Origin of the sequence: Streptomyces sp. B5E4 (assembly GCF_039871555.1) — a bacterium.
Taxonomy (GTDB): Bacteria; Actinomycetota; Actinomycetes; order Streptomycetales; family Streptomycetaceae; genus Streptomyces.
This window is the reverse complement of the sequence record NZ_JBDPMI010000001.1, coordinates 155,897-181,106: the sequence shown is the minus strand read 5'-3', so window position 1 is coordinate 181,106 and position 25,210 is coordinate 155,897. Positions and strand designations below refer to the sequence as shown.

20 protein-coding genes are annotated in these 25,210 nt (G+C 73.4%); 4 read left to right on the top strand and 16 right to left on the bottom strand.

The window, feature by feature from the left end; translation table 11 throughout:
• Positions 1-82: 82 nt before the first annotated feature.
• From ABGA99_RS00750 to ABGA99_RS00730, 5 genes are all read right to left on the bottom strand, one after another.
• Entirely contained in the window at positions 83-562 is a 480-nt protein-coding gene (locus tag ABGA99_RS00750) for a VOC family protein (RefSeq protein WP_347578862.1), read from the bottom strand.
• Between the two features lie 16 nt (positions 563-578).
• Positions 579-1,511: a DUF5996 family protein gene (locus ABGA99_RS00745; protein ID WP_347578861.1), complete on the bottom strand. Its 933-nt coding sequence runs from the start codon at positions 1,509-1,511 to the stop codon at positions 579-581.
• A gap of 18 nt (positions 1,512-1,529) precedes the next feature.
• Complete coding sequence (locus ABGA99_RS00740; protein WP_347578860.1) at positions 1,530-1,889, bottom strand: UBP-type zinc finger domain-containing protein; 360 nt, start codon at positions 1,887-1,889, stop codon at positions 1,530-1,532.
• A 183-nt stretch (positions 1,890-2,072) separates the two neighbouring features.
• Positions 2,073-5,036 (bottom strand): alpha-L-fucosidase, encoded by a 2,964-nt coding sequence (locus ABGA99_RS00735; protein ID WP_347581922.1) that lies wholly within the window; start codon positions 5,034-5,036, stop codon positions 2,073-2,075.
• 479 nt (positions 5,037-5,515) lie between these two features.
• Positions 5,516-7,810, bottom strand: coding sequence for a family 20 glycosylhydrolase (locus ABGA99_RS00730; protein WP_347581921.1), 2,295 nt, complete (start codon positions 7,808-7,810; stop codon positions 5,516-5,518).
• Positions 7,811-8,044: 234 nt separating this feature from the next.
• Here ABGA99_RS00730 and ABGA99_RS00725 point away from each other — a divergent pair, with 234 nt between their 5' ends.
• Positions 8,045-10,579, top strand: coding sequence for a twin-arginine translocation signal domain-containing protein (locus ABGA99_RS00725; RefSeq protein ID WP_347581920.1), 2,535 nt, complete (start codon positions 8,045-8,047; stop codon positions 10,577-10,579).
• Between the two features lie 12 nt (positions 10,580-10,591).
• On the opposite strand, the gene ABGA99_RS00720 is transcribed toward ABGA99_RS00725, so the two are convergent.
• From ABGA99_RS00720 to ABGA99_RS00690, 7 genes are all read right to left on the bottom strand, one after another.
• Complete coding sequence (locus tag ABGA99_RS00720) at positions 10,592-11,749, bottom strand: hypothetical protein (protein WP_347581919.1); 1,158 nt, start codon at positions 11,747-11,749, stop codon at positions 10,592-10,594.
• A 210-nt stretch (positions 11,750-11,959) separates the two neighbouring features.
• On the bottom strand, positions 11,960-12,322 hold the full coding sequence (locus ABGA99_RS00715) for a CU044_2847 family protein (RefSeq protein ID WP_347578854.1): 363 nt from the start codon (positions 12,320-12,322) through the stop codon (positions 11,960-11,962).
• Complete coding sequence (locus tag ABGA99_RS00710) at positions 12,319-12,780, bottom strand: hypothetical protein (RefSeq protein ID WP_347578853.1); 462 nt, start codon at positions 12,778-12,780, stop codon at positions 12,319-12,321. The genes ABGA99_RS00715 and ABGA99_RS00710 overlap by 4 nt, the downstream gene beginning before the upstream one ends.
• Positions 12,781-12,844: 64 nt before the next feature.
• Positions 12,845-13,765 (bottom strand): serine protease, encoded by a 921-nt coding sequence (locus tag ABGA99_RS00705; protein WP_347578852.1) that lies wholly within the window; start codon positions 13,763-13,765, stop codon positions 12,845-12,847.
• 180 nt (positions 13,766-13,945) lie between these two features.
• On the bottom strand, positions 13,946-14,176 hold the full coding sequence (locus ABGA99_RS00700; RefSeq protein WP_347578851.1) for a hypothetical protein: 231 nt from the start codon (positions 14,174-14,176) through the stop codon (positions 13,946-13,948).
• An 83-nt stretch (positions 14,177-14,259) separates the two neighbouring features.
• Complete coding sequence (locus ABGA99_RS00695) at positions 14,260-15,276, bottom strand: MerR family transcriptional regulator (RefSeq protein WP_347578850.1); 1,017 nt, start codon at positions 15,274-15,276, stop codon at positions 14,260-14,262.
• A gap of 26 nt (positions 15,277-15,302) precedes the next feature.
• The gene (locus ABGA99_RS00690) at positions 15,303-16,544 is read right to left on the bottom strand and encodes an NAD(P)/FAD-dependent oxidoreductase (protein WP_347578849.1); all 1,242 of its coding nucleotides are present in this window, start codon (positions 16,542-16,544) and stop codon (positions 15,303-15,305) included.
• 288 nt (positions 16,545-16,832) lie between these two features.
• Between ABGA99_RS00690 and ABGA99_RS00685 the strand changes: the two genes are divergently transcribed.
• The 3 genes from ABGA99_RS00685 to ABGA99_RS00675 all read left to right on the top strand — a co-directional run bounded on the left by ABGA99_RS00685 (position 16,833) and on the right by ABGA99_RS00675 (position 20,429).
• The gene (locus ABGA99_RS00685) at positions 16,833-17,411 is read left to right on the top strand and encodes a sigma-70 family RNA polymerase sigma factor (RefSeq protein ID WP_347578848.1); all 579 of its coding nucleotides are present in this window, start codon (positions 16,833-16,835) and stop codon (positions 17,409-17,411) included.
• Positions 17,412-17,706: 295 nt separating this feature from the next.
• Positions 17,707-18,888, top strand: coding sequence for a lycopene cyclase family protein (locus ABGA99_RS00680; protein ID WP_347581918.1), 1,182 nt, complete (start codon positions 17,707-17,709; stop codon positions 18,886-18,888).
• Positions 18,885-20,429 carry an FAD-dependent oxidoreductase gene (locus ABGA99_RS00675; RefSeq protein WP_347578846.1) on the top strand — a complete coding sequence of 515 codons (1,545 nt, stop codon included), beginning with the start codon at positions 18,885-18,887 and terminating at the stop codon, positions 20,427-20,429. Before ABGA99_RS00680 ends, ABGA99_RS00675 begins: the two co-directional genes overlap by 4 nt.
• 55 nt (positions 20,430-20,484) lie before the next feature.
• Here ABGA99_RS00675 and ABGA99_RS00670 read toward each other — a convergent pair whose 3' ends face one another.
• From ABGA99_RS00670 to ABGA99_RS00655, 4 genes are read right to left on the bottom strand one after another with little or no spacing between them, the layout of a single operon-like run.
• Positions 20,485-21,492, bottom strand: a complete 1,008-nt coding sequence (locus tag ABGA99_RS00670) for a DUF5914 domain-containing protein (RefSeq protein ID WP_347578845.1) — start codon at positions 21,490-21,492, stop codon at positions 20,485-20,487.
• Positions 21,489-22,484 (bottom strand): phytoene/squalene synthase family protein, encoded by a 996-nt coding sequence (locus ABGA99_RS00665; protein ID WP_347578844.1) that lies wholly within the window; start codon positions 22,482-22,484, stop codon positions 21,489-21,491. Before ABGA99_RS00665 ends, ABGA99_RS00670 begins: the two co-directional genes overlap by 4 nt.
• Positions 22,471-24,036 (bottom strand): phytoene desaturase family protein, encoded by a 1,566-nt coding sequence (gene crtI, locus ABGA99_RS00660; protein ID WP_347578843.1) that lies wholly within the window; start codon positions 24,034-24,036, stop codon positions 22,471-22,473. The genes ABGA99_RS00665 and crtI overlap by 14 nt, the downstream gene beginning before the upstream one ends.
• Positions 24,024-25,178, bottom strand: a complete 1,155-nt coding sequence (locus ABGA99_RS00655; protein WP_347578842.1) for a polyprenyl synthetase family protein — start codon at positions 25,176-25,178, stop codon at positions 24,024-24,026. Before ABGA99_RS00655 ends, crtI begins: the two co-directional genes overlap by 13 nt.
• Between the last annotated feature and the right edge of the window lie 32 nt (positions 25,179-25,210).

The following is a 25,210-nucleotide window of genomic DNA, read 5'->3' as shown; positions in this document are numbered from 1 at the left end:
CCGACAGCGGACACGGCGTTCACCCGATCGGCGGCAGGGGCGGTGCGGGTGGCGGCTCAACCCGGTTCTGCGGCGGGCCCGTTCACCCGGGCAGGTCTTCGGGGCGCTTCTTCGCGAACGTGCCTTCGAGCATGCCGGTGGCCTGGCCCACCTCGATCAGGTAGCCGTCGGGGTCGCGCAGGTAGCAGCGCTTCTCCGCCCCGCGGTCGATGGGCGGGGTGACGAAAGTGGCTCCCTTGGCGCTCCACTCCCGGTAGACCGCGTCGATGTCGGCGACGCGGAGGTTCATGAAGCTGGAGACGGTGTCGCCGGGCTCGTAGTCCACCACGGTGATATCCGGCTTGTCGGGTGTCGGGCCACCGCCCGGATTCATGATGACCCAGGAGTTGGCGAGTTTGACGATGCAGGGGTTCTCTTCGAGGACGACCTGCCCGCCGAGGACCTCGCTGTAGAAGGCCCGGGAGCGGGCGATGCGCCGGACGGTCAGGAAGAGCGTCACGAGGATCCCGGTCTCGGGAGCGGGCAGGTTCGCCAGGTCGATGGCCGGCTTCTGGTCGGGCACAGGGGCTCCTCTCCTGTCAGCGCGGGCCGGCCCGGCGGACGGGTTCGTCCTCCAGGGCCGCGCGGTCCCAGTCGCCGTGCAGGGCGGCTGCCTCGTACGTGGACTGCAGGAAGCCCAGCAGCAGGGCGTCCGGGTCCGCGGCGGTGCGAACCGTCTCGTACGGCAAGAGGAACTGCTTCCACTCCTGCGCGTAGCCGCCGGCCGGGACCGGATGGTCACTGAAGCCCGGCGGCTCCGGATAGGCGTACGCGTAGAACATGCCCTCGCCGTCGCCGCCCGGCCAGAAGCCGGCGCTGCTCAGCTCGTGCGAGTAGCCCTCTCTCATCACCCAGTCCGCGCAGTTGGGAGCGCCGCCGGCGTGGATGGGCGCGGTACGTCCGGAGAACCGGGTGACGGCCATGTCCATGCCGCCCCAGAAGAAGTGCACGGGGCTGACCTTGCCGATGAAGCGCGAGCGGAACTCGCTCAGCACCCGCGAGGCCTGTACCAACTGGCCCCAGAAGGCGTGTGCGTGAGCCGGGTCGTAGGAGGAGTGGGTACGGTCCTCGGCGAACGGGATCGCCACCTCCACCTCGACCGGGCGGGCCAGGATGGAGACGTCGATCCCCGCCCGCTCCAGGGCCGCCATCGTCTCCCCGTAGAAGTCGGCCACCGGCTTCGCCTCCAGCGCGACCGTCTCCACGGCACCGGCCGTGGTGCGCAGCCGCAACTGGTGATCGATGAAGTCGAACTCCATGTCGAACGTGCGCCGGCCGGGGATCGCGGACGTCGTCAGGCCGCGGGCGGAGACGTAGAACGCCACCTGCCACCAGTGGTTGACCATCGGCGCCAGCGCCAGTCGCACCTTCCCGACGATCTGGGTCCACATGTGCAGGGTCTCGCGGGTGTCGGCCCAGTCCGCGACGCGCAGCGCCGGCCACGGGTCGGCGGTGGGAAGCACATTCGTCATCGACAGCTCCAGGACGGGTCAGTGGAGGTGCTGCTGCCAGTCCGACGGAACCTTCCCCGCAGGACCCGGCACCGGCTGGCCGACGGGGTGCGCCTGCGGCGGGCTCATCTCAGGCCCGTCGACGAACTGCCCGGTGTCGGCGTTCCAGAACCAGTCCTCCCCGGGCTCGAAACTGGTCAGCACCGGATGCCCGCTCTCCCGCGCATGCCGGCTCGCGTGCTGCGAGGGCGAGGAGTCACAACACCCGATACGCCCGCAGGCGGCACACCGCCGCAAATGAAACCACCACCCGGGTCCCTCCCCCGCCATACACCCGGCGCACCCCTCCCCACTGGGGCGGGAGGCGGGATCGATCCCAGACATCCGCTCGGCATCCATACCCCCATGCTGCGCGGAACGACGCGCCACAGCCTCCCGGCGGACCCATTCGGGTGCCCCGCAGGTCCGGCGGCACCGGTGCCGCCGGACCGCGGCTCAGCCGCCCGCGTGGGTGGGGGGTGGGGGGGTACGGCCGTACCCCCCACCCCGGTCACGTGTCGTGGCGCTTTCGCGGGTCCGGGCCTACGGCGTACCTCCTCGGGCTCCGAGGGAGAGCCGGTCCAGGTCGGGGGCGGACTCCTCGTCGTTGCCGATGCTGATCGTGTGGGTGCCCGGTGGCAGGGTGACGGGGACCGAGGTCGTGCGCGGTGTGTTGTTGCCGATGTCGGTCACCGTCGCCTCGACCGGCGGGCCGCCGTCGACGCTCACCTGGAACGAGCGCGTGCCGTTCACCGTGTAGTCGATGTACAGGGTGCGCTCGCCGCCCTCGGCCACCGTGACGTCCGGGAAGACCACCGAGGCCCCCTGGCCGCCGCCGATGTTGCGGACCTTCTCGTCGCCGGAGCAGGGACCGCAGCCCGTGATCCCGGTGGTGCCGAGGTCGTTCGCCGAGTCCTCGGCCTCGCGCATCCACACCCGGTCGCCGGGCAGCGTCCGCAGCGACACCTCGTCCGACACGCTCTGGTCGCGGCCGAGCAGCCCGAAGTCCGCCGTCACCGGGATGTCGGCCGAGCCGATGTCCTGGCCGGGCGGCGAGGTGACGGTCCAGCTCGCCTCGACGGTCTGGCCCAGCCGCAGCGACGGGACCGTGACCGGCCCGCCGTCGGTCTGCCAGCCGTCCGGCAGCCGCGGCGCGAGGCGGACGTCGGTGAGCTGCTCGTCGTCGTCCAGCCGGAGCTGCGCGGTGACCGTGGTCGAGCGCTGCCCGGGCCCGGCCCACTGCAGGCCGTGCGGCCGGACGGTGAGCGTCGTCTTCGGCCGGTACGAGGCCGGGGGCAGAGGGCCGGCCGCGATCCGGTCCAGGCCGGGTCCACGGCGGTCGGTGCTGTAGACCTTCACGGTGTTGGCCCCGGCCTTCAGGGGCACGGAGACCGCCGTGCTCTCCGGCACCTGGGCGTTGCTCCCGGCGACGGGGACGTCGACGGGCGCGGCGCCGTTGACGCTGACGGACAGTGCGGAGTCCGCGCGCGCGGTGTGGTCGAGCTGGAGGCGGTAGTCGCCGTCCGCGGGGGCGCGGACGTCGCGGTACGTGACCGCGTTACGCTCCCCGCCGCCGAGGCCGGCGACGTGCCGGGAGCCGGAGCAGGCGTCGCACGCGGTCGCGCGTGCGGCGCCCTGCAGCCGGTTGTCCCCCGCCTCGGCCTCCAGCGGCAGCGGCGTGCGGCCGGCCTGCGGACGGCCGTGGGCCACCTGGATCTCGTCGATGCGCAGCCGGCCGAAGAACTCCGGGGCCTGCGGGCCGCCCCAGAGGCTGCGTACCTCCAGCTTGAGGTAACGGGCCCGCTGGTCGCCGATGTCGATGACCTGCACCCCGCGGGCGCTGCGCATCGCGCCGGCGCGCACCTGCCTGAAGTGTGTGCCGTCGTCGCCGGCGTAGACGCGGTAGTCCTTGATGCGTGCGGAGTCCTCGGGCCGGCCGAAGGTGGTGCGGGCGTGCGTCGGGGACCACTCGCGCTGGTTGACCGCCAGCGCCGTGGCGGGCTTGCGCGCGCCGAGGTCCAGGGTGACGGAGGCGGGCAGTTCGGCGTCGCTGTCCCAGTAGGTCTCGTAGTCGCCGTCGGTGAGGTCGGCGGCCGGGTGGCCGGCGCGCGCCGAGGATGCGGTGGCGGTCACTCCGGCGGGGTCGTAGTACGGCTGCTCGCCGTCGGTGGTGACCTTGAAGACGGTGTCGTACGGGTCCCAGTCCGCGATGTCCAGGATCGACAGGTGGCCGCCGGACTGGCTGAAGCGCATCTCCTCGCCGGTGCGCAGATCGGTCACCGCGGTCGCGCGGTACCCGTTGTCGCGCAGCCGGACGGAGTCGGTCCGGGGCCGGGTCAGCACGTGGACGTACTGGGTGCGGGTGCCGCCCTCGCCCCGGCCGACGGTGACCACGCCGTGGGCGCCGTCGTTCCAGAAACCCGGCTGCATGCCGCCGTACATGTAGCCGCCGCCCTCGACGCCGTAGACCGACTCCCTGATCGGCTCGACCCACCGGCCCATGAAGTCGTTGAACGCCTCCTGCTGCGGCGGCATCTTGCCGTTCACCATGGGGGTCTCGGCCATGAGCGACTTCATCGAGGAACCGGCGTTGGTGATGTAGCGGCCGGTGCTCAGCCGTGCGTCGACCTCGTGGTCGCCGCCGTCGTACCACCAGCTACCGGTGCTGGGCAGCTTGTAGTCCGCCTCGGTCAGCCGCGGCATGGGCACGGTCACGGCGGACGGGTAGTCGTACGAGGGGGTCATGCCGGTCTTCTGCTCGTTGCTGACCGTGTCCATGATCGGCGTGTCTTCGTTGTTGTTGCTCAGCAGCCAGTCGGGACGGCGCTCGCGGATCTGCTCGTAGAGGCCGTTCTCCTCCCAGTACTCGTTGTCGTTGTCGATCCAGAAGCCGGCCAGGTCGGGGTAGTTCTCCATCAGCTCGAAGAACAGGTCGTAGCTGAACATGCCGAACCCGTCGCGGGTGGTCAGGTCCACGTCCCGGCCCTTGTGGGCCGAGTACGCGGCCGAGTCGAGCGTCTCGACGCCCTGCTCGTTGTGCCACTGCGGGTCGTCCGTCATATACATGATGATCTTGACGTCCTTCTCCTGCCCGGCCGCGACCAGTTCGCCGAGCAGGTCGCGTTCCGTGGCACAACTGCCCGGGATCTGCGAGGGCCACGGGCGGGCGTAGCCGAGCCGGCTGTGGAAGGTCGCCAGCACGATGTACGAGGCGCCGAGCTTCTTCGCCTCGTCCACCCAGTAGTCTGCCGACCAGCCGCCCTCGGTGACGTCGCGCTCCCACTCCTGGCAGTCGAGGTGTCCGGGCGCGGTGAACATGCCCCAGTGCAGGAAGAGGCCGGCGGTGGAGTCGCGCAGCCACTCCTGCCGCGGATGCCGGACCTCCGCCTGGGCGGCCGGGGCGGCGAGGAGACCGGCGGCCAGCGCCAGGACGAGCGCGGCGAAGAGGGCGCGCCACCGGAAGACCGGTGCTCTTCGCCGATTGCGGTGCGAAAGCCGTGCTGACATATGTGTCACTCCTCGGGTCTCGATCCCTGACCTCGGCGCTTCTCCCTGGGGACAGGGGCCTCCTCGTGTCTTGTGCCGGGTACGCGCGGGAGACGTCGCGGCCGCTCTCCGGCGGCCGGCGTCAGGAGTCCCACACGATCGCCGTACGGGTCACGGACTCCTGTCAGGGGTTGCGGTGGCACACCGGGAGGCGAGGGTCCGCAGGCGGCCGGAGCGCGAGCCGCCGGCCCACCGGGCGCTCCTCGACTCATCGGATCGCTGAGGAACGTAAAGGCGGGCTCATCGGATGTCAATGGGATATGCGCTCATCAACTAAGGGGCAAACAGCCTGACTTGGGGCACATTAGTCGGATGTCTAGCGGCGGAGTCGACGGCCATGGCCTTCCCCCCGCGGGCACACCTGGACCGCCCTCCGTCCGCACCCTGCCCGCACCCGTCCCCGAAGCACCGGCCCACGGCACCGGGTGGGCGGTCGCCGCCTACGACACCGGATAGGTGGCGCAGACGGCTTCGGGGCGGGTGGTGCGGGCGGCGTCGATCGCGCTGCGGGACAGCGCCTCGGCGTAGAGGTCGAGGGAGACGAGGCCCATCAGCGGCTGCGCCGTTCCCCTCAGCCGCGCCCGCGGAAGCGGGGCCGCGCCGGACACCTCGCCGGCCGGGGCGCCGTCGAGGTACAGGCGGAGGGTGCCGCCGTCGCTGACGAGCGCGACATCGGTCCACCGGCCGGGCGGCAGACCGCGGTCGAAGGACACGGTCTGCCGATCGTGGGTCACGGTCACGGCGGTGGTGCCGAGGGTGATCGTGGTGGATCCGTCGATGTCGGTGAGGAAGGGGGCGCTGCCGTCGAGCCGGACGCGTGCCGTCATGGTCCAGGGCCCCGGAAGGCTGGCCGCGCCCATCCAGTACCCGCGCTGGTCGACCTGCCGGGTCCACCCCTCCTGCGGGTCCTGGACGGCGGCGGTGCGTACGCCGAGGGGCGTCATCCCGCTGAGGTCGCACACGTCGCGAAGGCCCCGCCGGCTCGTGGGGGTGTGGGCGTCGTACGTGCCGGGCGGGAAGGCCGGATCCATGACGTACTGGTGGATCGGGCGGCCGTTGTCCGTCGGGCGGGGCAACAGGGTGCCGGTGTATCCGGGGGCCTTGCCGAGGGCCGCGAGCCGGGCGGGAAGCGTGGTGAACTCCTGTGCGCTGCGCGGGGTGGTGTTCCACTGCCGGTCGGCCACCACGGCCCGGGCGCGCCAGGTCAGGGACTCCAGCCACTGGCCCTCGGCCCATCCGAGGTCGTCGCCCCACACGTGCATCCCCCATCCGAGCACCGCATCGGACGCCGGGGGCTGCCAGCTCCGGGCGATCTGCTCCTCCGCGGGCCGGATGCCGCGCGCGGGCACGGCGTAGAAGTACCGCCCGTCGGCGACGATGACGTCGTATCCGGCCAGGTGCTCGGCGGTGCCGTCGCCGGTCCAGTCCATGACGATGACGTCGCGGTCGAGTGCGACGCGCTCGGTGGAGCCTTCGGAGCCGTCGTAGATGATCGAGCGGCGTCCGGCCGCCTTGACCTGGTCGTCGAGGGTGTTGAGGAAGTCGATCGCCGCGTCGGAGACGTTGGCGTACTTCTCGGAACGGGCCAGGAATTCCTTCAGGGCGGGGCAGTCCGCCACGCTGGGCGGGAGTTCGTCGCCGCCGAGATGTACCCAGGGCGAGGTGAACCAGGGCAGGAACTCGTCGAGCATGCGCTGGGACATCCGCAGCGCCTTGTCGTTCATCAGGTTGAAGGTGAAGTCGTCGGTGAGGTGGGAGTAGGAGTAGCCGGTGCAGGTGTTCCCGGGCGTGGCACCGGTGTCGCGTTCCCCGAAGCCCGGCGGGACCTCCCGCGGTCCGTCCGCCATGCCGACGTGGAAGTAGGCCGACTTGGGCGAGACGTGCGCTGGGAACTCGAAGGCCGGCACCAGGGACACGTTGTTCTCGGCGGCGATCCGGTCCAGCTTCTCGACGGTGCGCCGGTCGTAGCTGTAGCCGGGCTCGGCGAGGCCGGGCCAGCGGGGGCTGTCGAGGCGGAAGCCCTCGGCGTCGTCGAAGTGCAGCACGAGGAAGTTCTGCTTGAGGTAGCCCATCTGCCGGATCACGTCGGTGAGTTCGCGCGGGCTCCAGTACTCCCGTGAGACGTCGACCGTGTTCATGCGCAGCTCGGTGTCCGGGTCGTCGACCAGCACGCCGCGCGGCAGGGTGCGGCCGTCGGCGCCGGTGCGCAGCAGTTGGATCAGGGTGCGCGTGCCGTAGTAGACGCCTCCCGCGGTGGTGGCGGTGATCCGGACGCCGTCCCCGATCTCCAGCCGGTAGCCGTCGGGGCCGAGGACGCCCACCAGTTCCTCGTCGAGGCCGACGCGGACCGCGGCTCGCGGTGTGCCCGGGGTGACGGTGACCGGCATCCGCATCCCGGTTGCCGCCTTCACGTCGCGCGCGGCCTGCCGCGCCACCGTCTCCAGCGGGCGGTGGAACACCGCCGGGTCGCTCTCCCGCGTCATCCCCGCCACGACCGTCCAGGCGCCGGCGGTGCGCCGGTCGACCTCCAGCCGCGTCGTGTCGCGCAGCCGCGTGGTCCCGTGACCGGGCGTCCAGGAGTCGGGCTTGGGGACCACCGCTTCCAGCGGGTCGACGGCCGGCGGCGGCGCCGGCTGCGCGGCGGCCGGCGGTCCGCCCGCGCCGACCGCCGTGCTCAGCAGCAGGACGAGTGCGATGAGGCCGGTGAGCAAACGGGCGTGGTGAAGCTGCGGCATGCCATCCTCCTGCGCCCCGAGAGGTCTAGACCCATGAGCCGTCCACACCGTCCCATTCGGTCATGTCCAAGTCAATAGAGGCGGCGAGCCTTCCTGTTGTTTTCTGATTGCTTCTGTGGGATATCTGGACGACTGCTGCGTACGGTCGTACGGTCCCAGCACGACACCCAACACTCCTCTGCCCTACCGCACGTTCTCGCTCACTCCCTCCTTTCGAAGGGACACGGGAAACGTATGACCACGGATGTGCAACCCCCCAGCAGACGGTCCTTCCTCGCCCGGTCGGCCGCGGCCGTCGTCGGCGTCGCCGCGGGCGCGCCGACGGTCCTGCCCGGGTGGGAAGCCGCAGCCGCCGGCGCACGGGCGGGCACCCCGCCGCCGGACGTGTCCGGCGTCTTTCCGTCACTGGCGATGTTCAACGACGAGGGCGAGTGCGGGACCGGCGCCGTCGTCCCCTGGGCGGGCCGGCTCTGGGCCGTCACCTACGGGCCTCATCTGGTGCGCGGCTCCAGCGACAAGCTGTACGAGATCACCGGGGACCTCCGGCAGGTCATCCGGCCCGAGAGCGTCGGCGGCACGCACGCGAACCGGATGGTCCACGCCGAGTCCCGGCAGTTGTTCATCGGCCCGTACGTGATCGACGGGTCCGGCGGGGTCCGGGTGATCCCCCGCACCGAGATGCCCGGCCGGCTCACGGGAACCGCCCGGCATCTGACGGCTCCCGCACAGCGCGTCCACTTCGCCACGATGGAGGAGGGCCTCTACTCCGTCGACGTCGACACCCTTGAGGTCTTCGGCCACATCAAGGACGGCAACGGCGGCATCACGAGCCCGACCAACCCGGCCGCGATCGACTCCGCACTGCCGGGCTACCACGGAAAGGGGCTGTACACGGGCACGTCCGAACTCGTCTACAGCAACAACGGCGACGCCGCCCCCGAGGCCCTGACCGACCCCCGCACGACCTCGGGCGCCCTCGCCCAGTGGAACGGCCGGGGTGACTGGTCGCTGGTACGCCGCAATCAGTTCACCGAAGTGACCGGACCCGGCGGCATCGCCGGCGGCAACGCCCGCCCCGACGACCCGGTGTGGGCCGTCGGCTGGGACTACCGCTCGCTCATCCTGATGGTTCTCCACGACGGCAGGTGGCACACCTACCGGCTGCCGAAGGCCAGTCACTGCTACGACGGCGCGCACGGCTGGAACACCGAGTGGCCGCGTATCCGCGACATCGGCGAGAGCACTCTGCTCATGACCATGCACGGCGCCATGTGGCACTTCCCGCCGGGCTTCAAGCCGGGCGAGACGAACGGGATCTCGCAGCGCTCCACCTATCTGAAAGTCGTCGGGGACTTCTGCCGCTGGGGCGAGAACCTCGTCTTCGGCACCGACGACACCGCCCGTCAGGAGTTCCTCAACAAGCGGCGGCACAAGGGGAACATCGTCGGCCCCGGCCAGTCCCAGTCCAATCTGTGGTTCGTCCGCCCCGACCGGCTCGACCGGCTCGGGGTGCGGCGCGGACAGGGCGCCGTGTGGGACGACGAGCCGGTCGAGGCCGGCAGCGTCTCCGACCCCTTCCTCCTCGCGGGATTCGAACGACGCGCGCTCCACCTCACCCATACCGCACCGGTCCCCGTGCACTTCACCGTGGAGATCGACCGGAAGGGCACGGGGTCCTGGACCCCCTTCACCCGGATCACCGTGCCCGCGGGCGGCTACCGCTGGACCGGTTTCCCCGCCGGGCTGCGCGCCGAGTGGGTGCGCCTGCGGCTCGACCGCGACTGCCCCACCGTCACCGCGACGTTCGCCATGTCGGACAAGGACCGGCGCCCGAGCGCTCCCGCGGCCCTCTTCGAGGGCCTCGCCGGAGTCGGCGACACGGCGGTCTCCGGCGGTCTGGTCCGGGCGCGCGGCGCCAACCTGCGCACCCTCGCCCTGGTCGCCGACCGTCCGGCGGGTTCCGGCGGGCAGGAGCCGGTCGGCTACTACGAACTCGACGGGGAACTCGCCCTGCGCCGGGTGGACGACCCCGAGTCCGCGCAGTACCACCGCGACCACGTCGCCATCCCCACCGACGTCCTGACCGTCGACGGCGCGTCCGTGCTGGTCGTCGACGACGCGGGCCGACGCTGGCGGCTCCCCAAGGGCGACCCGGCCTTCGACGGCGACGGGCCGCTGGGCCCGGAGCGTCTGGACCGCGAAGTGGTGACCGAGCGCGACCTGTTCAACTGCCACGGCACGGCCTACGAACTGCCCGCCGAGAACGCGGGCGGCTTCGCCAAGATGCGTCCGATCGCCACCCACAACCTGCGGATCAAGGACTACTGCTCCTACCGCGGCCTCGTCGTCCTCTCCGGTGTGCGGGACGACGCGCCCGCGGGCACGCACATCCTGCGCTCCGACGACGGCCGGACCGCGCTCTGGGCCGGGGTCGTGGACGACCTCTGGCAGCTCGGCCGCCCGCGCGGCGAGGGCGGCCCCTGGCGGGAGACCGGCGTCACGGCGGGCATCCCCTCCGATCCGTACCTGATGACCGGCTACGACGACAAGCACGTCCATCTGTCGCACGACGCCCCGGGGCCGGTCGACATCACGCTCCAGGTCGACCTCACCGGAGACGGCAGGTGGTGCAGCTACCGGACGTTCACCGTCGGCGCCGGCGCCACGGTCCACCACTCCTTCCCGGACGACTTCTCCGCCTACTGGGTGCGGTGCGTCGCCCACACTGACTGCACGGCCACCGCCCGGCTGACCTACGGACAGCCCTGACGCGACAGGTCGTCACCCCGTTTCCCCTGCTCCCTCCCCACCGGGGGCAGGGCGGGGGCGGGGGGCGACCGGGGCTTCGCTCACGCCCGCCGACGGCCCTGTGGTGGGGCGTTCTTGCTGCTCGCATACGTCGGCAGAGCGGGCTTCCGCGTCGACCCGCGACCGCAGGAGGGCGGTGTGAGGCGAAGCGGGAGCGAGGACGTCCAGCAGGGCGTGTGCGCGGTGGCGCAGCTCGGCCAGGAGCCGGTTGCACGGGCGCAGCACGTCCGGAGACCGGAGCAGCTCGGTGAGTTCGCGGTGGTGGGGTTCCGAGACGGCGGCCCGGCTGAACAACTGCCGTGCCCGCTCCCGCCCGGCCCGGTCCGACCGGTGCAGAAGCTGCGCGAGGCGGTACGTGGCGGTCCCGTTCCGCAGGTCCGCCCCGGCACCGTCGCGCAGATCCTCGTGATCGTTGCGGAGCTGCGCCAGGATCCCCAGGACCTCGCCGAACTCACCCCACGCCGCGACCCTCTCCGCGTCCGGCCCGGCCACGGCCGACCCGGCGCCGTACGCCAGCCGGGCGGTCAGGGCGCAGGCCATGGCATAGACCGCGCCGCTCTTCTTCCGGTACACCTCGCGCACCTCGTCGGGCCCCACCCGGCCCGGCTCGTTGAGAAGGTCGCCGAGCTGACCGTCGGTGGCGGCGGTCCAGCCTTCGAGGTAGTCGGCGGTCAGGACGCGGCGCAGCGGCTCGGGCACGGGCAGGGAGGCGAGCACGCGCAGCGGCAGTCCGTAGCCGCACTCCAGGGCGGCGGTCAGGGCGGCGCTCCCGTCCATCCCGTACGTCCGCGGGCCGGCGTCACCGTCGACCACGTCGTCGAGCGCATTGGCCGCCCGCCACCACAGCGCGTGCACTGCCGCGACCGGCTCGGCGGGCCGGGTGCCGCCACGGATCGCCGCGTGGACGAGGAGGGGCAGGGCGAACTCCTGGGGGTCGCGCCGGCCGCGGGCGACGAGCGTCTTCAACGAGGCGTGGAGCATCGGGTGCCGGGCCCCGTAGCAGCGGTCGATGCGCTCATCGAGGTACTGCTGTACGCGCGGAAAGGCCGCCCGGAGGTGGTTCTCCGGGCTCGGCCGGGCCGCGACGGCCCGGCCGTCGGGGCGGAGGCGACCAGAAGGCGAGTGGGACAACCGGGGCTCCAGGAGTCGAGGGCTGGCGTCACGCGCGCCGGCAGGCGGCGTCACTCACGCCGACGACACGGACCGGCAGGAGCCGGCGAGCCGGATCAGCCCCTGCGCGGGAAGCGCGCACCGCAAGGGAACTATTGCCGGACCGCGCCTGCCCCCGGCCCCGGCGGCGGTTGGCCCAACAGGGCTAACGCTGCCACCCGGACCGGTGCGTCACGTGGCGGGCGCCCCCGTGGGCCGGGCCGGGACCGGATACGTCAAGGTGACCGCGACCGATGCCTCGGCCGAGCCGCTGAAGAGGACGACGTTTCCCTCGCTGGCGATCGAGATGCCGAACTCGATCGAGACCGACTCGGGCACGGTGGCCTGTGCCGCCAGTTCGCCGACGGTGCGGCCGAACCGCTCGGCGACGACGTGGATCGTGTTCTGGACATGGTCCAGCGCCTCGGTCGCCTTCTGTCCGGCTACCCTGCGCAGGTTCGAGGTGGTGGGCTCGGAGCCGGGGAGCCGCTGGACGGCGATGTAGACGTCATGGCCGTCGATGACGGTGGGCAGCGCCTCTTTCTGGGGGTTCATGAAATGCCTCCCCCTCCTTCCAGCCTGTAGGTGCCGCGGAAGAGGAGCTTCCCGTTCGGGTACACGTAATAGCCGGTTCCGGCCGGTTCCTTGTCCCACCGCCAGTAGTGCCGCACCACGGCTCCGGCGATATTGACCAGTCTGCCGAGCGGGGTCGCGTTCCGGAGGTTCCGCAGGAACCGCGAGTCGAGGAAGGCGTGGAACGCCTCCCGCAGCGGCTCGAAGCCCCGGTCGGCGTGGTCCAGCGCGAACATGTGGCGCCCGCCGTGGTCGTCGGTGAGGACGAACGCCAGGATCACGCCGGTCTCGCGGTGTATGTAGGCGTCGCCGGTCTCGATCCTGATCGAGTCCGGTGTGCCGTCGTCGAGGACGGCGGGCAGGGGCAGGGGGACGCCGTTGAGCTGCGAGACGCTCATCAGCCAGCGTCCGTAGTCGCTGTCGTGCGGGCTCTTTTCCACCTCGGGTGCCTTCCGGTGACGCGCCGCCGGTCCCGTGCCGCTCGCGGCCCGGGTGAGCGGCGTCCTACAGTTTGTCCAGGATCCAGTGGGTGACGCGCTCCAGCACGCCCTGGGTCACCTCCCCGGTCACCGCGTCCGACCCGGACTCGCCCGGCCCGCCGGGCACGGGCACGTCGGCGGCCCCCGTCCCGGTCCCGGCGGGTGCGACGGGCGCCACCGGCTCCCCGGGCTCCCGGCCGGGCGCGGGGGCGGTCTCCGTACGGACCTCGATGGCCGGGTCGTCGCGGCGCTTGCGCAGCATGTCCTCGGCCACCGCGGCCGCGCCGCCGCCGGCAGCGGCGGCGAAGCCGAACCACCGGCTCTCGTCGAGGTCGAGGTGGCCCGCGCAGAGGGCGCGCAACTCGTCGACGCGGCCCGCCCACACGCTGTTGGCGAGCCAGCCGTCGGCGGTGTTGTAGCGCGCGGAGACGACACCGACCACGCTGTCGTCGCTCCGCTGCCGTACGGGCGCGCCGCTCATGCCGGGCAGCACGTCCCGCGAGTGGAAGCGTCCGAGGGTGACGTCGTCGGCGCGGCGGACCTCGCCCTGCCACTCGCCGAGGGCCTCCACCCACACGACGGGCGGCTTGCCGGCCGCCTCGTACATCACGGCATGGCCCACCACGGTCACCGGTTCGCCGTACGTGACCGACCGCGAGCCGCGCAGCAGCCGCGCGCTCCCGGGGAAGGGGGCGTCGGCCTCCAGCAGCGCCAGATCCGCCTTCCGGTCGTCGGCCAGCACCCGCGCCGTGATCCGGTCGGCACCGGGGTCGCGTAATCGGTCGACCCTCAGCACCTCGTCGTCGCCGAGCGACAGCGTGCCCTGGGCGACGTGCCAGGCGGTCACCAGATAGCCCGGCGCCAGTTGGAAGCACGTGCCCTGGGGAACCCCGGAAGAAGAGAGGATCCGGCCCACGTAGTCCGGTACGGGATGGGTTTTCGTCATGCCTCCACCTAGCGATCGGGCCAACGGCGTTCGCCGGCACGTAACCGGTGGAGGGGGGTGAGCGGAGTGCCGGCCTGCCGTATGGCCATGGTGGACCAGCGCGGGCCAACTCGTAGGCGAGTGAGCTAAGTTGTGCGACCTTGTCCGTTCATGTCGCGATGTACGACGACCATCCGGGACTCAGTGCCGCCGGCCGGGTTCCGGCCTGCGGCGCAGGAGCCGGCGCATCCACAGCCAGCCGGCGGCGAAGCCCGGTGCGGCGGCGCCCCAGGTCACCGGCAGGGTGGAGCCGGCACCGGTGAGCGCGTGCGTGAGGGCCGTGGCGGCCAGCCGGCCGCCCGTACCGCCGGCCGGCCCGGCCGGCAGTGCGCCGGTACCCCACCGCCCTGCACGCCGAGGTTTCCCCGTCACCCACACTCTGGAGGACGCCGTGGCCACCGCTCTCGGGCCCGCCCGATGACGGTGCCGGAGACCTCCGGAGCGGGTGCCGCTCGTCATTCCGGCCTCGGCGCGGCGTCGTTCGGCCGGCTCGCACGTCGTTCCGTGCGGGTGCGGTAAACGGATTCCAGCACCGCGAGGCCGGAGGCCAGGCCCGTCAGACGCCTCGTGCCCGGCCGCGCGGGCGTGCCTGTCCAGCCCGGTCCGGCCAGCAGGGGCACGGGGTGGGTGCGGGCGCCGCGGACTCCCCAGCCGAGCGCGAGGAGTGTGCGTACGACGCCCGGGTCGGCGGTCTGCCGGCACTGGGACCACAGGACGACGGCGGCCGACCCCGTGCGCCGGGCGGCCGACTCCAGGGCTTCCGGCGGAACCGCGGGACCGAACATGCGGGTGGGCAGCCCTCGTTCGGCCAGTGCCGCCCACAGGGCCTCGATCGGCAGGCTGTGCTGCTCCGTCGGCATACATGCCAGGAGAACCGGGGGGCGGCTGCCCCCGCCGGAGGTGACCGTCGAGCGGAGGACGGTGGACACGTGCCAGGACAGCAGGTGCTCCACCGCGACGAACGACTCGCCGGACGTCGCCCACTTGCGGCCTACGGCGTGCAGGGTCGGGGCGATGATCTGTTCCCAGGCCACGACCACGCCGTACGTGTCGACGGCGGAGCGGAGTTGAGCGTGGACCGACGAGGCGTCGAGTCGTACGGCGGCGCGCGCCAGACCGCGGCTCTCCGGCCAGACCTGACCCAGCGGCAGGTCGCGCAGGCCGCCGGGGGTGCGGGGCTGCGGCACGTCCGCCGCCGGCAGGGCCGCCCTCGGGCCGTTCTCCGCCATCGCCAGCCGCGCCGCTTCCGCGGGCGTGACTCCCTGCGCCGTCAGCCGGCACATGTACTCCATCCTGGCCACGTCCCCCGGTGACCAGCGGCGGTGGCGGCCCTGGTCACGACGGCCCGGGCCGATGCCGTAGCGGCGCTCCCACGTGCGCAGCGTCGTCGGTGCGACGCCGAGCCTGCGGGCGAGCGCCCCGGTGGTCAGGGACGCCTCGGCGGGCCGGTCCTGCCCTGAGGGCCGGGCCACGGAGCGGCCGGCTGCCGGCCGGCCCGTCACCGCAGGCCCGACGCCAGCACCTCGCGGGCGGCCCTGGCCCCCGAGGCGAGCGCGCCCTGCACCGATCCGGTCGCGCGGTGATCGCCGCACACGTACCGCCCGGCCCCGGCCCTGCCGGTGCGGGACAGTGGCCAGGGCGGGACCATGGCGGGCAGGGCGCCGGGGATGCTGTAGCGGGCGATCTCCTCCCATCGGGAGGTGTCGGTCTCGTACGCCTCGGCAAGGGCCTCGCGCAGGGCGAGGGCGCGTTGCCGCGTGTGGGTGCCGAGCACCGACGCGCAGACCAGCGCGTGGCCCCGGGGCGCGTAGCCGGGCACCACCTGACTCGGCACGCAGGTGTGGAGGAAGCGGCGTCGCGCATCGAGGAGCAGCGTGGGCTCGCGCAGCGGAGAGTCGGGTGCCGCGTAGTAGTACGTGCAGACGGTCCGGGTCGGCGGGACCGTCAGGTGCGGCAGGAGGCGCGCCGCCGTCTCCGCTTCGGTGGCCACGACGACGGCCGGCGCGTCCAGTTCCCGGCCGTCGGCCGACAGCACGCCCGTTGCGGTGAGCTCCCGCACCGGGTGGTCGAACCGCACGGTGCCCGGCGGCAGCAGCGACGCCAGGTGTGCCGGAACCGCGCCGATCCCCGCGGCGGGCAGCGTCACGGTTCCGCGCAGGAAGCTCCGCCAGACCATGTGGAAGACCCGGCTGGACGTCTCCAGGCGGTCGTCGAGGAACACCCCGGAGAGGAACGGATGCAGAAAGTTCTCCAGCAGGTCGCCGGTGATGCCCCGGCGGCCCAGTTCCTCGCTCGTCGTGCGTTCGGTACGGGCCCTGAGGGCACGTGGCGGAGCCAGAGCGGAAAAGAGCGACACGGCCGCGAGTCCTGCGCCGTCCCGCAGCGCGTGCCTTCCCGGGCGGGCGAGCCGGGGGAGGTCGCGAGGGCGGCGGGAGGGGTCGCCGTAGCGGAGGCGGCCGTGCCGGGTGTGGCTCAGGACCGAGGGTGTGAAGGGGCGCAGCCGCAGGGCGGGCAGGGAGGCGCGGCGCCTCAACTGGGGGTAGGAGGTGTTGAGCACCTGGAATCCGCGGTCGAGCAGAAAGCCGTCCCGGTGGTCGGTGCGCATCCGGCCCCCCACCGCGTCGGAGGCCTCCAGGACCCGGACGTCCTGGCCCGCCGCGGCGATGTCGAAGGCACAGGCGAGCCCTGCCGCCCCCGCGCCGACGACGATGACGTCGTGGTGCCCGCGCTTGCTGCCCATACGCTGCTTCTCCTCGTCATCACGCCACCGTCCCGCACCCTGCCCCGGGCAGCGCGTCGGCTCCTCCCTGCCGGGGAGCCCTCCGGATGCCTTCTCGCGCCGAACGGCCTCTTCGCCGGCGGCTGCTTCCTCTTCGGCCGCAGACGGTGAATTGGTTGCAGGCAAAACGACTCACAAACGATTCATCTTGTGCCCGCTACTCCCCGCAACCACTCTGATACCAGCCGCTATGGCGCGGCGACCGGTGGCTCGGGCCGGGGCCTGGTCAGCTGTCCGAGGAGGTTCACGATGGCCACGTCACCGACGGTGCACCAGGGGGCGGAAAACGATCAGCAGATCGCCGACGCGTTCCTGCGGGGTGACGAAGACGGATTCCGCCTGCTGTACGAGCGGTGGGCACCGCTCGTACAGGCCGTTGTGCGCCGCGCACTGGGTAACTCCTTCGAGGCGGAGGACGTCACGCAGCAGATCTTCGTCGCCGCCTGGCGCCACCGCCGGGGGTTCCGTCCGGAGCGGGGCACCGCCGGATCCTGGCTGCTCGGCATCGCCAGGCACAAGATCGCGGACGCGCTCGCCGCACGGGCCCGCCGGGCCCGGCTGGTCGCCGCCGTGCAATCGGCCCGCGACGAGGACCTCCGGGAGCCGGAGGAGCGGCTGGCCCAGCAGGCCGTGGACCGTCTCGTGGTCCAGGACGAGCTGAGCCGGCTTCCCAGCGTGCAGCAGAAGATCCTGCGGCTGGCGTTCTACGCGGATCTCCCGCAGTCGCAGATCGCCGCGTACACCGGCCTCCCGCTCGGCACGGTCAAGAGCCATGCGCGACGGGGGCTGCACACGCTGCGCGAACGCCTGGCCCAGGACTCCCCCTGACCTGCCGGAGCCCGAAGCGACGCACCCGGGCCCGACACGCCGTACGGCTCGCCGGTTTTCTCCCGCGGTCGCATCCGAACCGGGCGTCCCGGCGGAAGCAGAGGGTGTGGCACCCGAGCGATGACGGACCCTCTCGCCCGGGTGCCACCCCCTCGGCCCTGGAGCGAGACATGACCCCCGACGACGGCGACGCGCCGGTAGCCGGCCCGGCGGCCACAAGGCCCCGCGGGACCCCCGTGGCCGAGGGGCGGGCCAGGTGAACCGGCGGGAGGAACCGGCCGGCGGGTGCCCCGTCGTGGTGATCGGCGGAGGGGCCGCGGGGCTCAGCCTCGCGTACCGGCTCGTGGAGAGCGGAGTCGCCGCGGTCACCGTCGTGGAAGCGCCGGACGGTCCGCGGCGTCCGCCCGAGCGGACGTGGTGCTACTGGGAGCGGGGCGCGGGCGACTTCGACGAGGCGGTGCACGCCTCCTGGCCGTTGCTGCGGATCCGCGCGGCGGACGGTGGCGAGGTCACCGTGGACCCCTCTCCCCTGCGCTACCGCATGCTCCGGTCCACGGCGTTCGAGCGCCTGGTGCACGCCCGGGTGACGCGCTCGCCCGGCGGGCGGATCGTACGCGCCACGGCGGACACGGTGCGCGGTACGGCCGACGGCACGGAAGTCCGCTGCCGGACCCCCGACGGCGGGCGGCTCACGCTGCGCGCCCGGTACGTTTTCGACTCGCGTCCGCTGCACGTGCTGCCCCCGGCGCGGACGCAGCTCGCGCAGCACTTCCGCGGCTGGTTCGTACGCACGGACGCGGACCGCTTCGACCCGGGGGTCGCCGACCTCATGGACTTCCGGGTGCCGCAGCCGCGCCGCGGGCTCGCCTTCGGCTACGTGCTGCCCCTGGCGGCGGACCGGGCGCTCGTGGAGTACACGGAATTCTCCCCGTCCCCCCTGGACACACGGCAGTACGACAGGGCCCTGACCGGCTACGCACGAGAGGTTCTGCGCCTCGGCGCGTTCACCGTGGAGTCGGCCGAGCAGGGCGTCATCCCGATGACCGACGCGCACTTCCGGCGCCGCCTGGGGCCCGGCCACTTCCGCGTCGGAACCGCGGGCGGCGCCACCCGCCCGGCGACCGGCTACACCTTTTCCGCCGTCCAGCGGCAGAGCCGCGCCATCGCCGCCGCCCTGCGCAACGGCCGTGCCGTCGTGCCGCCGCCGCACGGCGTCCGGGCGCGGGCCATGGACGCCGTGCTGCTACGGGCCCTGGACACCGGCCGCGTCGACGGACCCGCCTTCTTCACCGGCCTCTTCCGCCGCATCCCGCCGGAGCGGCTGCTGCGGTTCCTCGACGGCGACACCTCACCCTGGGAGGAATGGGGCATCGGTCTGCGGACCCCGGTCGGCCCGATGCTGAGAACCGCCGTCGAACTCCCCTTCCTGCCACGCCGTTCCCACCCCGTACCCCGCATGGGAGAGAGCCACAGATGACACTCCTGCGTGCCGCAGCGCCGGGCCGCGACCGCAGGGCCGAGCTCCGGCCACCGGATCCCGGCCGGGAGCGCTTCCGGCCCGGAGACACCCCCCGCGTCGCCGTGGTCGGCGGCGGCATCGCCGGACTGGCGGCGGCGACCCTTCTCGCCGAACGAGGTGCCCGCGTCACCCTGTACGAGAAGGGGGGTGCGCTCGGCGGCCGTCTCGCGGGCCGGCGCACGCGCCTCGCCGACGGCTCCGAGGTCACCATGAGCCGCGGCTTCCACGCCTTCTTCCGGCAGTACTACAACCTGCGCGGCCTCCTGCGGCGGACCGACCGGGGACTCGACCGGCTGCGCCCGCTGCCCGACTATCCCCTGCGGCACAGCGGCGGAATGACCGACGGCTTCGCCCGCGTGCCGCGGACGCCGCCCCTGAGCGCACTCGGATTCGTCGCCCGCAGCCCCTCCTTCGGCTGGCGCGACCTCGCGGCCATGGACGCCAGGGCCGCGCTGCCCCTGCTCGACGTCCGGGTGCCGGACGTCTACGCACGCTTCGACACCGTCAGCGCGACCGACTTCCTGGCCCGCGTCCGCTTCCCCGACGCCGCCCACCATCTCGCGTTCGAGGTGTTCTCCCGCAGCTTCTTCGCCGACCCGCGCGAACTGTCCGCCGCCGAACTGCTGGTGATGTTCCACATCTACTTTCTCGGCTCCGCGGAAGGACTTCTCTTCGACGTGCCCACGGAGCCGTTCCCGCAGGCACTCTGGGAACCGCTCGGCGACTACCTCCGGCGCATCGGGGCGACCCTGTGCACCGGCACGCCGGTCCACGGCGTGTATCCGCACGACGACGACGGCGTGCGGCTGCTGACCGACAGCGGCGCACACCCCCATGACGCGGCGGTGCTCGCCCTCGACCCGGGTGCGCTGCGCGACCTGGTCGCGTCGTCGCCCGGTCTGGGCACCCCCGCCTGGCGGGCGGACATCGCCGCTTTGCGCACCGCCCCGCCGTTCCTGGTCTCGCGGCTCTGGCTGGACCGGCCGGTCCGGGCCGACCGCCCCGGATTCCTCGGCACCAGCGGCTACGACGGGCTCGACAACATCAGTGTCCTGAACCACTACGAGGGTGAGGCGGCCCGCTGGGCGGCCCGGACCGGCGGCGCGGTGGTGGAGCTGCACGCGTACGCGGTCGAGGGCGTACCGCCGCTCGTGCAGGACCGCCTCGTCGGGAGCCTGCACCGGATCTACCCCGAGACCCGGGACGCGCGGATCGTGGACGCCCGGCACGAGTGGCGCGCCGACTGCCCCCTCTTCCCCGTCGGTTCGTACCGGCGCAGGCCACCGGTGGCGACCCCGCACCCCCGGGTGACGCTCGCGGGCGACGCGATCCGCTGCGACCTGCCGGTGGCCCTGATGGAACGCGCGGCCACCACCGGCTTCCTCGCCGCCGGTGCCCTCCTTTCCGCATGGGGGGTGCGGGGGCAGACGCTGTGGACGGTGCCGCGGGCCGGGCGTTCACGTCTGCTGCGGGCGCTGGGGGCGTGGGCACGGCGCTGAGCGCTCCGGGTACGGGCCCCGGGTGCCGGCCGGGTCCCCGCCGGTGGCGCCTCCCTCATCCCGGGAAGCGGCCCGCCCTGCGCAGTGCCCAGCGGCGCTCCGCGTAGGCGAGGTCGTCCCGCCAGAGGCGGCCTGCCGTCCGGCGCATGAGCGGGCGCAGCAGGGGTGCCGCGGTCCGCGCCACCGCGAACCCCCTGCGGTCGGATGCGGCGACGATCGCCTCGATGACGGCGGTCCGCGGGGACTCGTCGCCCTCGCCGGTGAGCGGGGTGGCGTGCGTCTCCACCACGGAGGCCGCCCCCTCCCCTTCGGTGACCCGCATGACGACCGTGCGGGGCCCGGGGGCGGTGAACTCGGCGCGGACGGGCACCACCAGACGGTCCGTCACACGGAAGGAGACGTCGACGACGAACACGTCGTCCTCGCTCCCGAGCGGTGACCCGAGAACCGTCAGGTCCACGAACGAGTACGGGTGGAACCACGAACCGTGCCAGGGGTCGAGGCGGTTGGCGACCACGTCCTCCGGTTCGCACCGCCCCACCGAGGTGAACACGGCGTCCACCGCGGTGCCCGCCGCCGGCCGCACCGGCACCTCGGGACGGTCGGTCGGCTCCTCGCCGCCGGCCGCGTCCAGCCGCACCCACAGCAGTACGCCGTCGTCGTACACCGGGTAGGGGTCCCAGCCGGCGAACGAGGTGCCGTCCAGGCCCAGCCCGTGCCAGCGGCAGACCAGCGTGCCGCACACCACCCGGCCGTCGCGCAGCGGCGCACCCAGGTGCGGGCAGGCGCCGGGCCCCGCGTGCGGCTCACCGGTGTCCGACCGCCAGAGCACCACCTCGACACCCGCCACCGTCCGGCCGCGGGGACCGCCGCCCACGCGCACGTGCCGGGAGGAGCCGGCGACGTACCAGTTGCCGGCCGGCCGGGCCGAAGCCCTCTTGAGCGCGTCGGCGATCAGCGCCGGGCGGGCCTCCCGCCAGGTGGGGACCTGCGCCGCCCAGCCCGACCGGCGCCGGCGCCGCAACGGCGCCGTCCAGTCGTTCCCGCGCTGCCGTCCGCTCACTGCCCGGATCCTTCCGTCGAGACGGTGACCCCGCCGCGGCCGGGCTCCGGCGGCCCGGTACGTGCACGCCACCGCGCGTCGGCGACCCGGACGATCCCCGCGGCCGTCGTGACGGCACGGCGCCGGCGTGAGACCACCGCACGGCGGTGCAGCACCGCGTAGTCCTGCTCCCTGATCGCGTCGAGAATGCCGCCGTAGAGGACGAACGCGGTGCGGATGCAGGGGCGTGTGCGCGGATCGAGCATGGCGATGCCGGGCTCCGCCTCCCGGTACACCGCCCTCGTCATGGCCTCGGCGGCGACGAGCGCCTCCCGGACGCGCCGGTCCCGACGCCCCGTGCGGCGGCTCCACTCCAGCAGCGGCCGGCTCACCGCGTGGGCGGCGAGCAGGTCGGCCGGCAGATAGACGCGTCCGCGGTCCAGGTCCTCGCCGACGTCCCGCAGGAAGTTCGTGAGCTGGAATGCCTCCCCGAGCGCCGCCGCATGCGGCGCCGCCTCTTCCCGGGGTACGACCGTGCCGAGCACCGGCAGTATCTGCAGCCCGATGACCGCCGCCGAACCGTGCATGTAGGCCCGCAGGTCGGCGTAGGTCGGATAGTCGGTGACGTGCAGGTCGCTGCGCATCGAGGCGAGGAAGTCGGCGAAGTGCCGGTGGTCGATGCCGTAGCGGCGGGCAGTGTCGGCGACGGCCCTGACGACGGGGTGCGCTCCGCTGCCCGTGCGCAGCCCCCGCTCCACGTCTCCCTCCAGGGAGCGCAGCAGGCGGTCACGCTCGGCCGGGCCGCACGGCGTCCGCACGTCGTCCACGATGTCGTCGGCCCAGCGGGCGAACCCGTAGAGGGCGTGCACCGCGGGTCTGCGTGCGACCGGCAGGAGCCGGGTGGCGAGGAAGTAGGTGCGGCCGTGCCGGGCGTTGAGCCGCCTGCACCGGGTGTAGTCGGCACGCAGGGCCGGGTCGGTGATTCCGGCGGCGTCCAGTTCACGACGGGTCATGGATGCGCTCCGCGATCGTGCGGCGGTACGCGGCACGCGGTGGCCTGCGGGCCGGCCGGCCGGGCGCCGGCCGCGTGCCCGTGACGCGTGCCGCGGCGAGCTTGCCGCTGATCAGGACGGGCGGTACGCCCACGCCTGGGGTCGTCCCGCAGCCGGCCAGCACGACGTTCTCCAGGTCCCGGACGAGGTTCCGCGGCCGGAAGGGGCCGGTCTGCGCGAAGGTGTGGGACACCGAGAAGGGGCTGCCGGCCGCGTACCCCTGGGCGGTCCAGTCCAGCGGTGTCACCAGCATCTCCTCGCGGACGCTCGCCGCGAACCCGTCCAGCCCGCGCCGCTCCAGCTCGGCGACGAGGCTGTCGCGGTAGCGGGGGCCGAGGTCCTTCCAGTTGGCGGCGGAGGGGCCCACCTCGGTGTTCGGGCAGGGTGCCAGGACGTAGTGGAGATGTCCGCCCGGCGGCGCCAGGCCCGGATCGTGCGTCGTCGGCCGGGTGATCAGCAGCGACGGGTCGCTCATCAGCCGTCCCGCCCGGGTGAGTTCGCCGAAGGTGCGCTCCCACGCCGCGCCGAAGGACAGGGTGTGGTGCGCGAGACCCGGCCAGGTGCGGTCGCCTCCCGCGTGCAGGACGACGGCGGACGGGGAGTGGCGCAGCCGTACCGGGCGCCGCGGCGCACGTCCCAGGAGCCGGCGCGCGGCCGGCAGCTCGCAGCTCAGGACCACCGCGTCACACGGGATCCGCTCGCCGGAGGCGAGCTTGACGGCCCGTACCCGGTCCGCCTGCCGTTCCAGCAAGGTGACCTCGGCCGACCAGCGGAACTCGGCCCCGGCGTCGGCTGCGGCGCGCGCCATCCCCCGCGGCAGGGCGTGCATGCCGCCCCGGGGGAACCAGACGCCGGCGACCGTGTCCATGTACGCGATGACCGCGTAGGCCGCGAGCGCCCTGGCCGGGGCGACTCCTGCGTAGAGGGCCTGGAAGGTGAAGACCCGCCGCAGCCGGGGATCGCTGAGGAAGCGGCCGATGCGCCGGTCCAGCCGCCCGAATCCGCCCAGGGCGGCCAGCCGGGCCAGATCGGGGTGGAGGAGCTGGAAGGGGGAGTCGAAGTTCGTGTCGATGAACCGTCCCATCTGCGCCCGGTACAGCCGCTCCAGCCACTCCCGCAGGGCGCGGTACCCGGCCGCCTCCCGCGGCCCCGCGAACCGTCGGACCTCGGCCTCCATCTCCTCGCCCGCGGTGTGTACGTCGAGGGCGCTGCCGTCCGCGAAACAGGCCCGGTAGGCGGGGCGCAGCGGGGTCAGCTCCACGTGCCGGTCCAGGCTGTCGCCGACGGCGGCGAACGCTTCGTCGGCCAGGTGCGGCATGGTCAGCACCGTCGGGCCGGTGTCCATCGCGTAGCCCCCGAGGTGTACGCGGCCCGCCCGGCCGCCGGGGCCGGCGTCGCGCTCGACGACCGTCACCCTGCGCCCCGCGCCGAGCAGGTGGAGGGCGCAGGCCAGACCGGACAGTCCGGCCCCGACCACGACGACGTGGTCCGTGGGCCCGGTCACCGTTCGCATGCCGCCTCCCCGGATCGCGCCGGCGCGGCGCCGGACGCCTGCGTGACCAGCGCGGCGAACTCCCGCCGCACGAACGGCCGCGCGCCGGTCCGCTCGAAGTGCCGCAGGCCCGCGGCGGCCAGCTCGGAGATCTTCGATTCCACGGCGGCCCGCGCACCGGTCCGCTCCAGCGCCGCCCGCATCGTCCGTAGCTCCTCGGGCGACGCCGGAGCCGTGCCCGCCGCCAGCGCTTCGACGGCGTCGGTGTCCCCCGCGGCGTCGGCGAGCCTGCGGCCGACCGCCAGCAGATAGGTGGACTTGCGCGTGCGCAGGTCGTCGTCGACGGGCTTTCCGGTACGGGCGGGGTCGGCGAACGCGCCCCGGAGGTCGTCGCGGAGCTGGAACGCCAGCCCGGCGCAGCGTCCCGCGGAGCGCAGCGCCGCCAGGGTGGCGGCGTCCGCCCCGCTGAGGGAGGCGCCGAGAGCGAGGGGACGTTCGACGGTGTAGAGGGCGCTCTTGAGCGTGGCGATGCTCAGCGCCTCGTCGAGCTCCGACGCTCCGGTGGCGGCCAGTGCCCGCACGTCCCGGTACTGGCCGGCGACCATCTCCGTACGCATGGCCTGCCACTCCCGGTGGAGTCGTATGCCGTGCGGTGAACCGAGTGCGGTTTCGGTGAGCAGATCGTCCGCCCAGGCCAGGGCGAGGTCGCCGGCTAGCACCGCAGCCGAGGACGCGAAGGCCCGGGGCGGTCCCGCCATCCGGGCGTCCCGGTGCATGCGCGCGAAGTCCACGTGCACGGCCGGTGCCCCGCGGCGCGTCGCCGATCCGTCCATCACGTCGTCATGGATGAGGGCGCAGGCCTGGATGAGTTCCAGGGCCGCACCCGTGCGTACCACCGCCGCAAGGTCGCCCTCGCCACCCGCGACCTGCCAGCCGCACCACACGAACGCCGCGCGCAGCCGCTTGCCGCCGCGCCGGACGAGCGCCGAGACCCGGTCGGCGACCTCCCGCGCGAACACCGCGTCGGTGGCCCGGGCCCGACGGCGTGCGTCGTCGAGGATCCTTGCCAGTTCCGCCTCGATGATGCCGACGGCGTCGCGTGCTGTGCGCGGTCCGGCGGCCGGCACCGCCGGTTCGACCGCCGCGGGCCGCAGTTCCAGCATGGGCAACCCCTTCTCGCTCTCGGCCCCCGCAC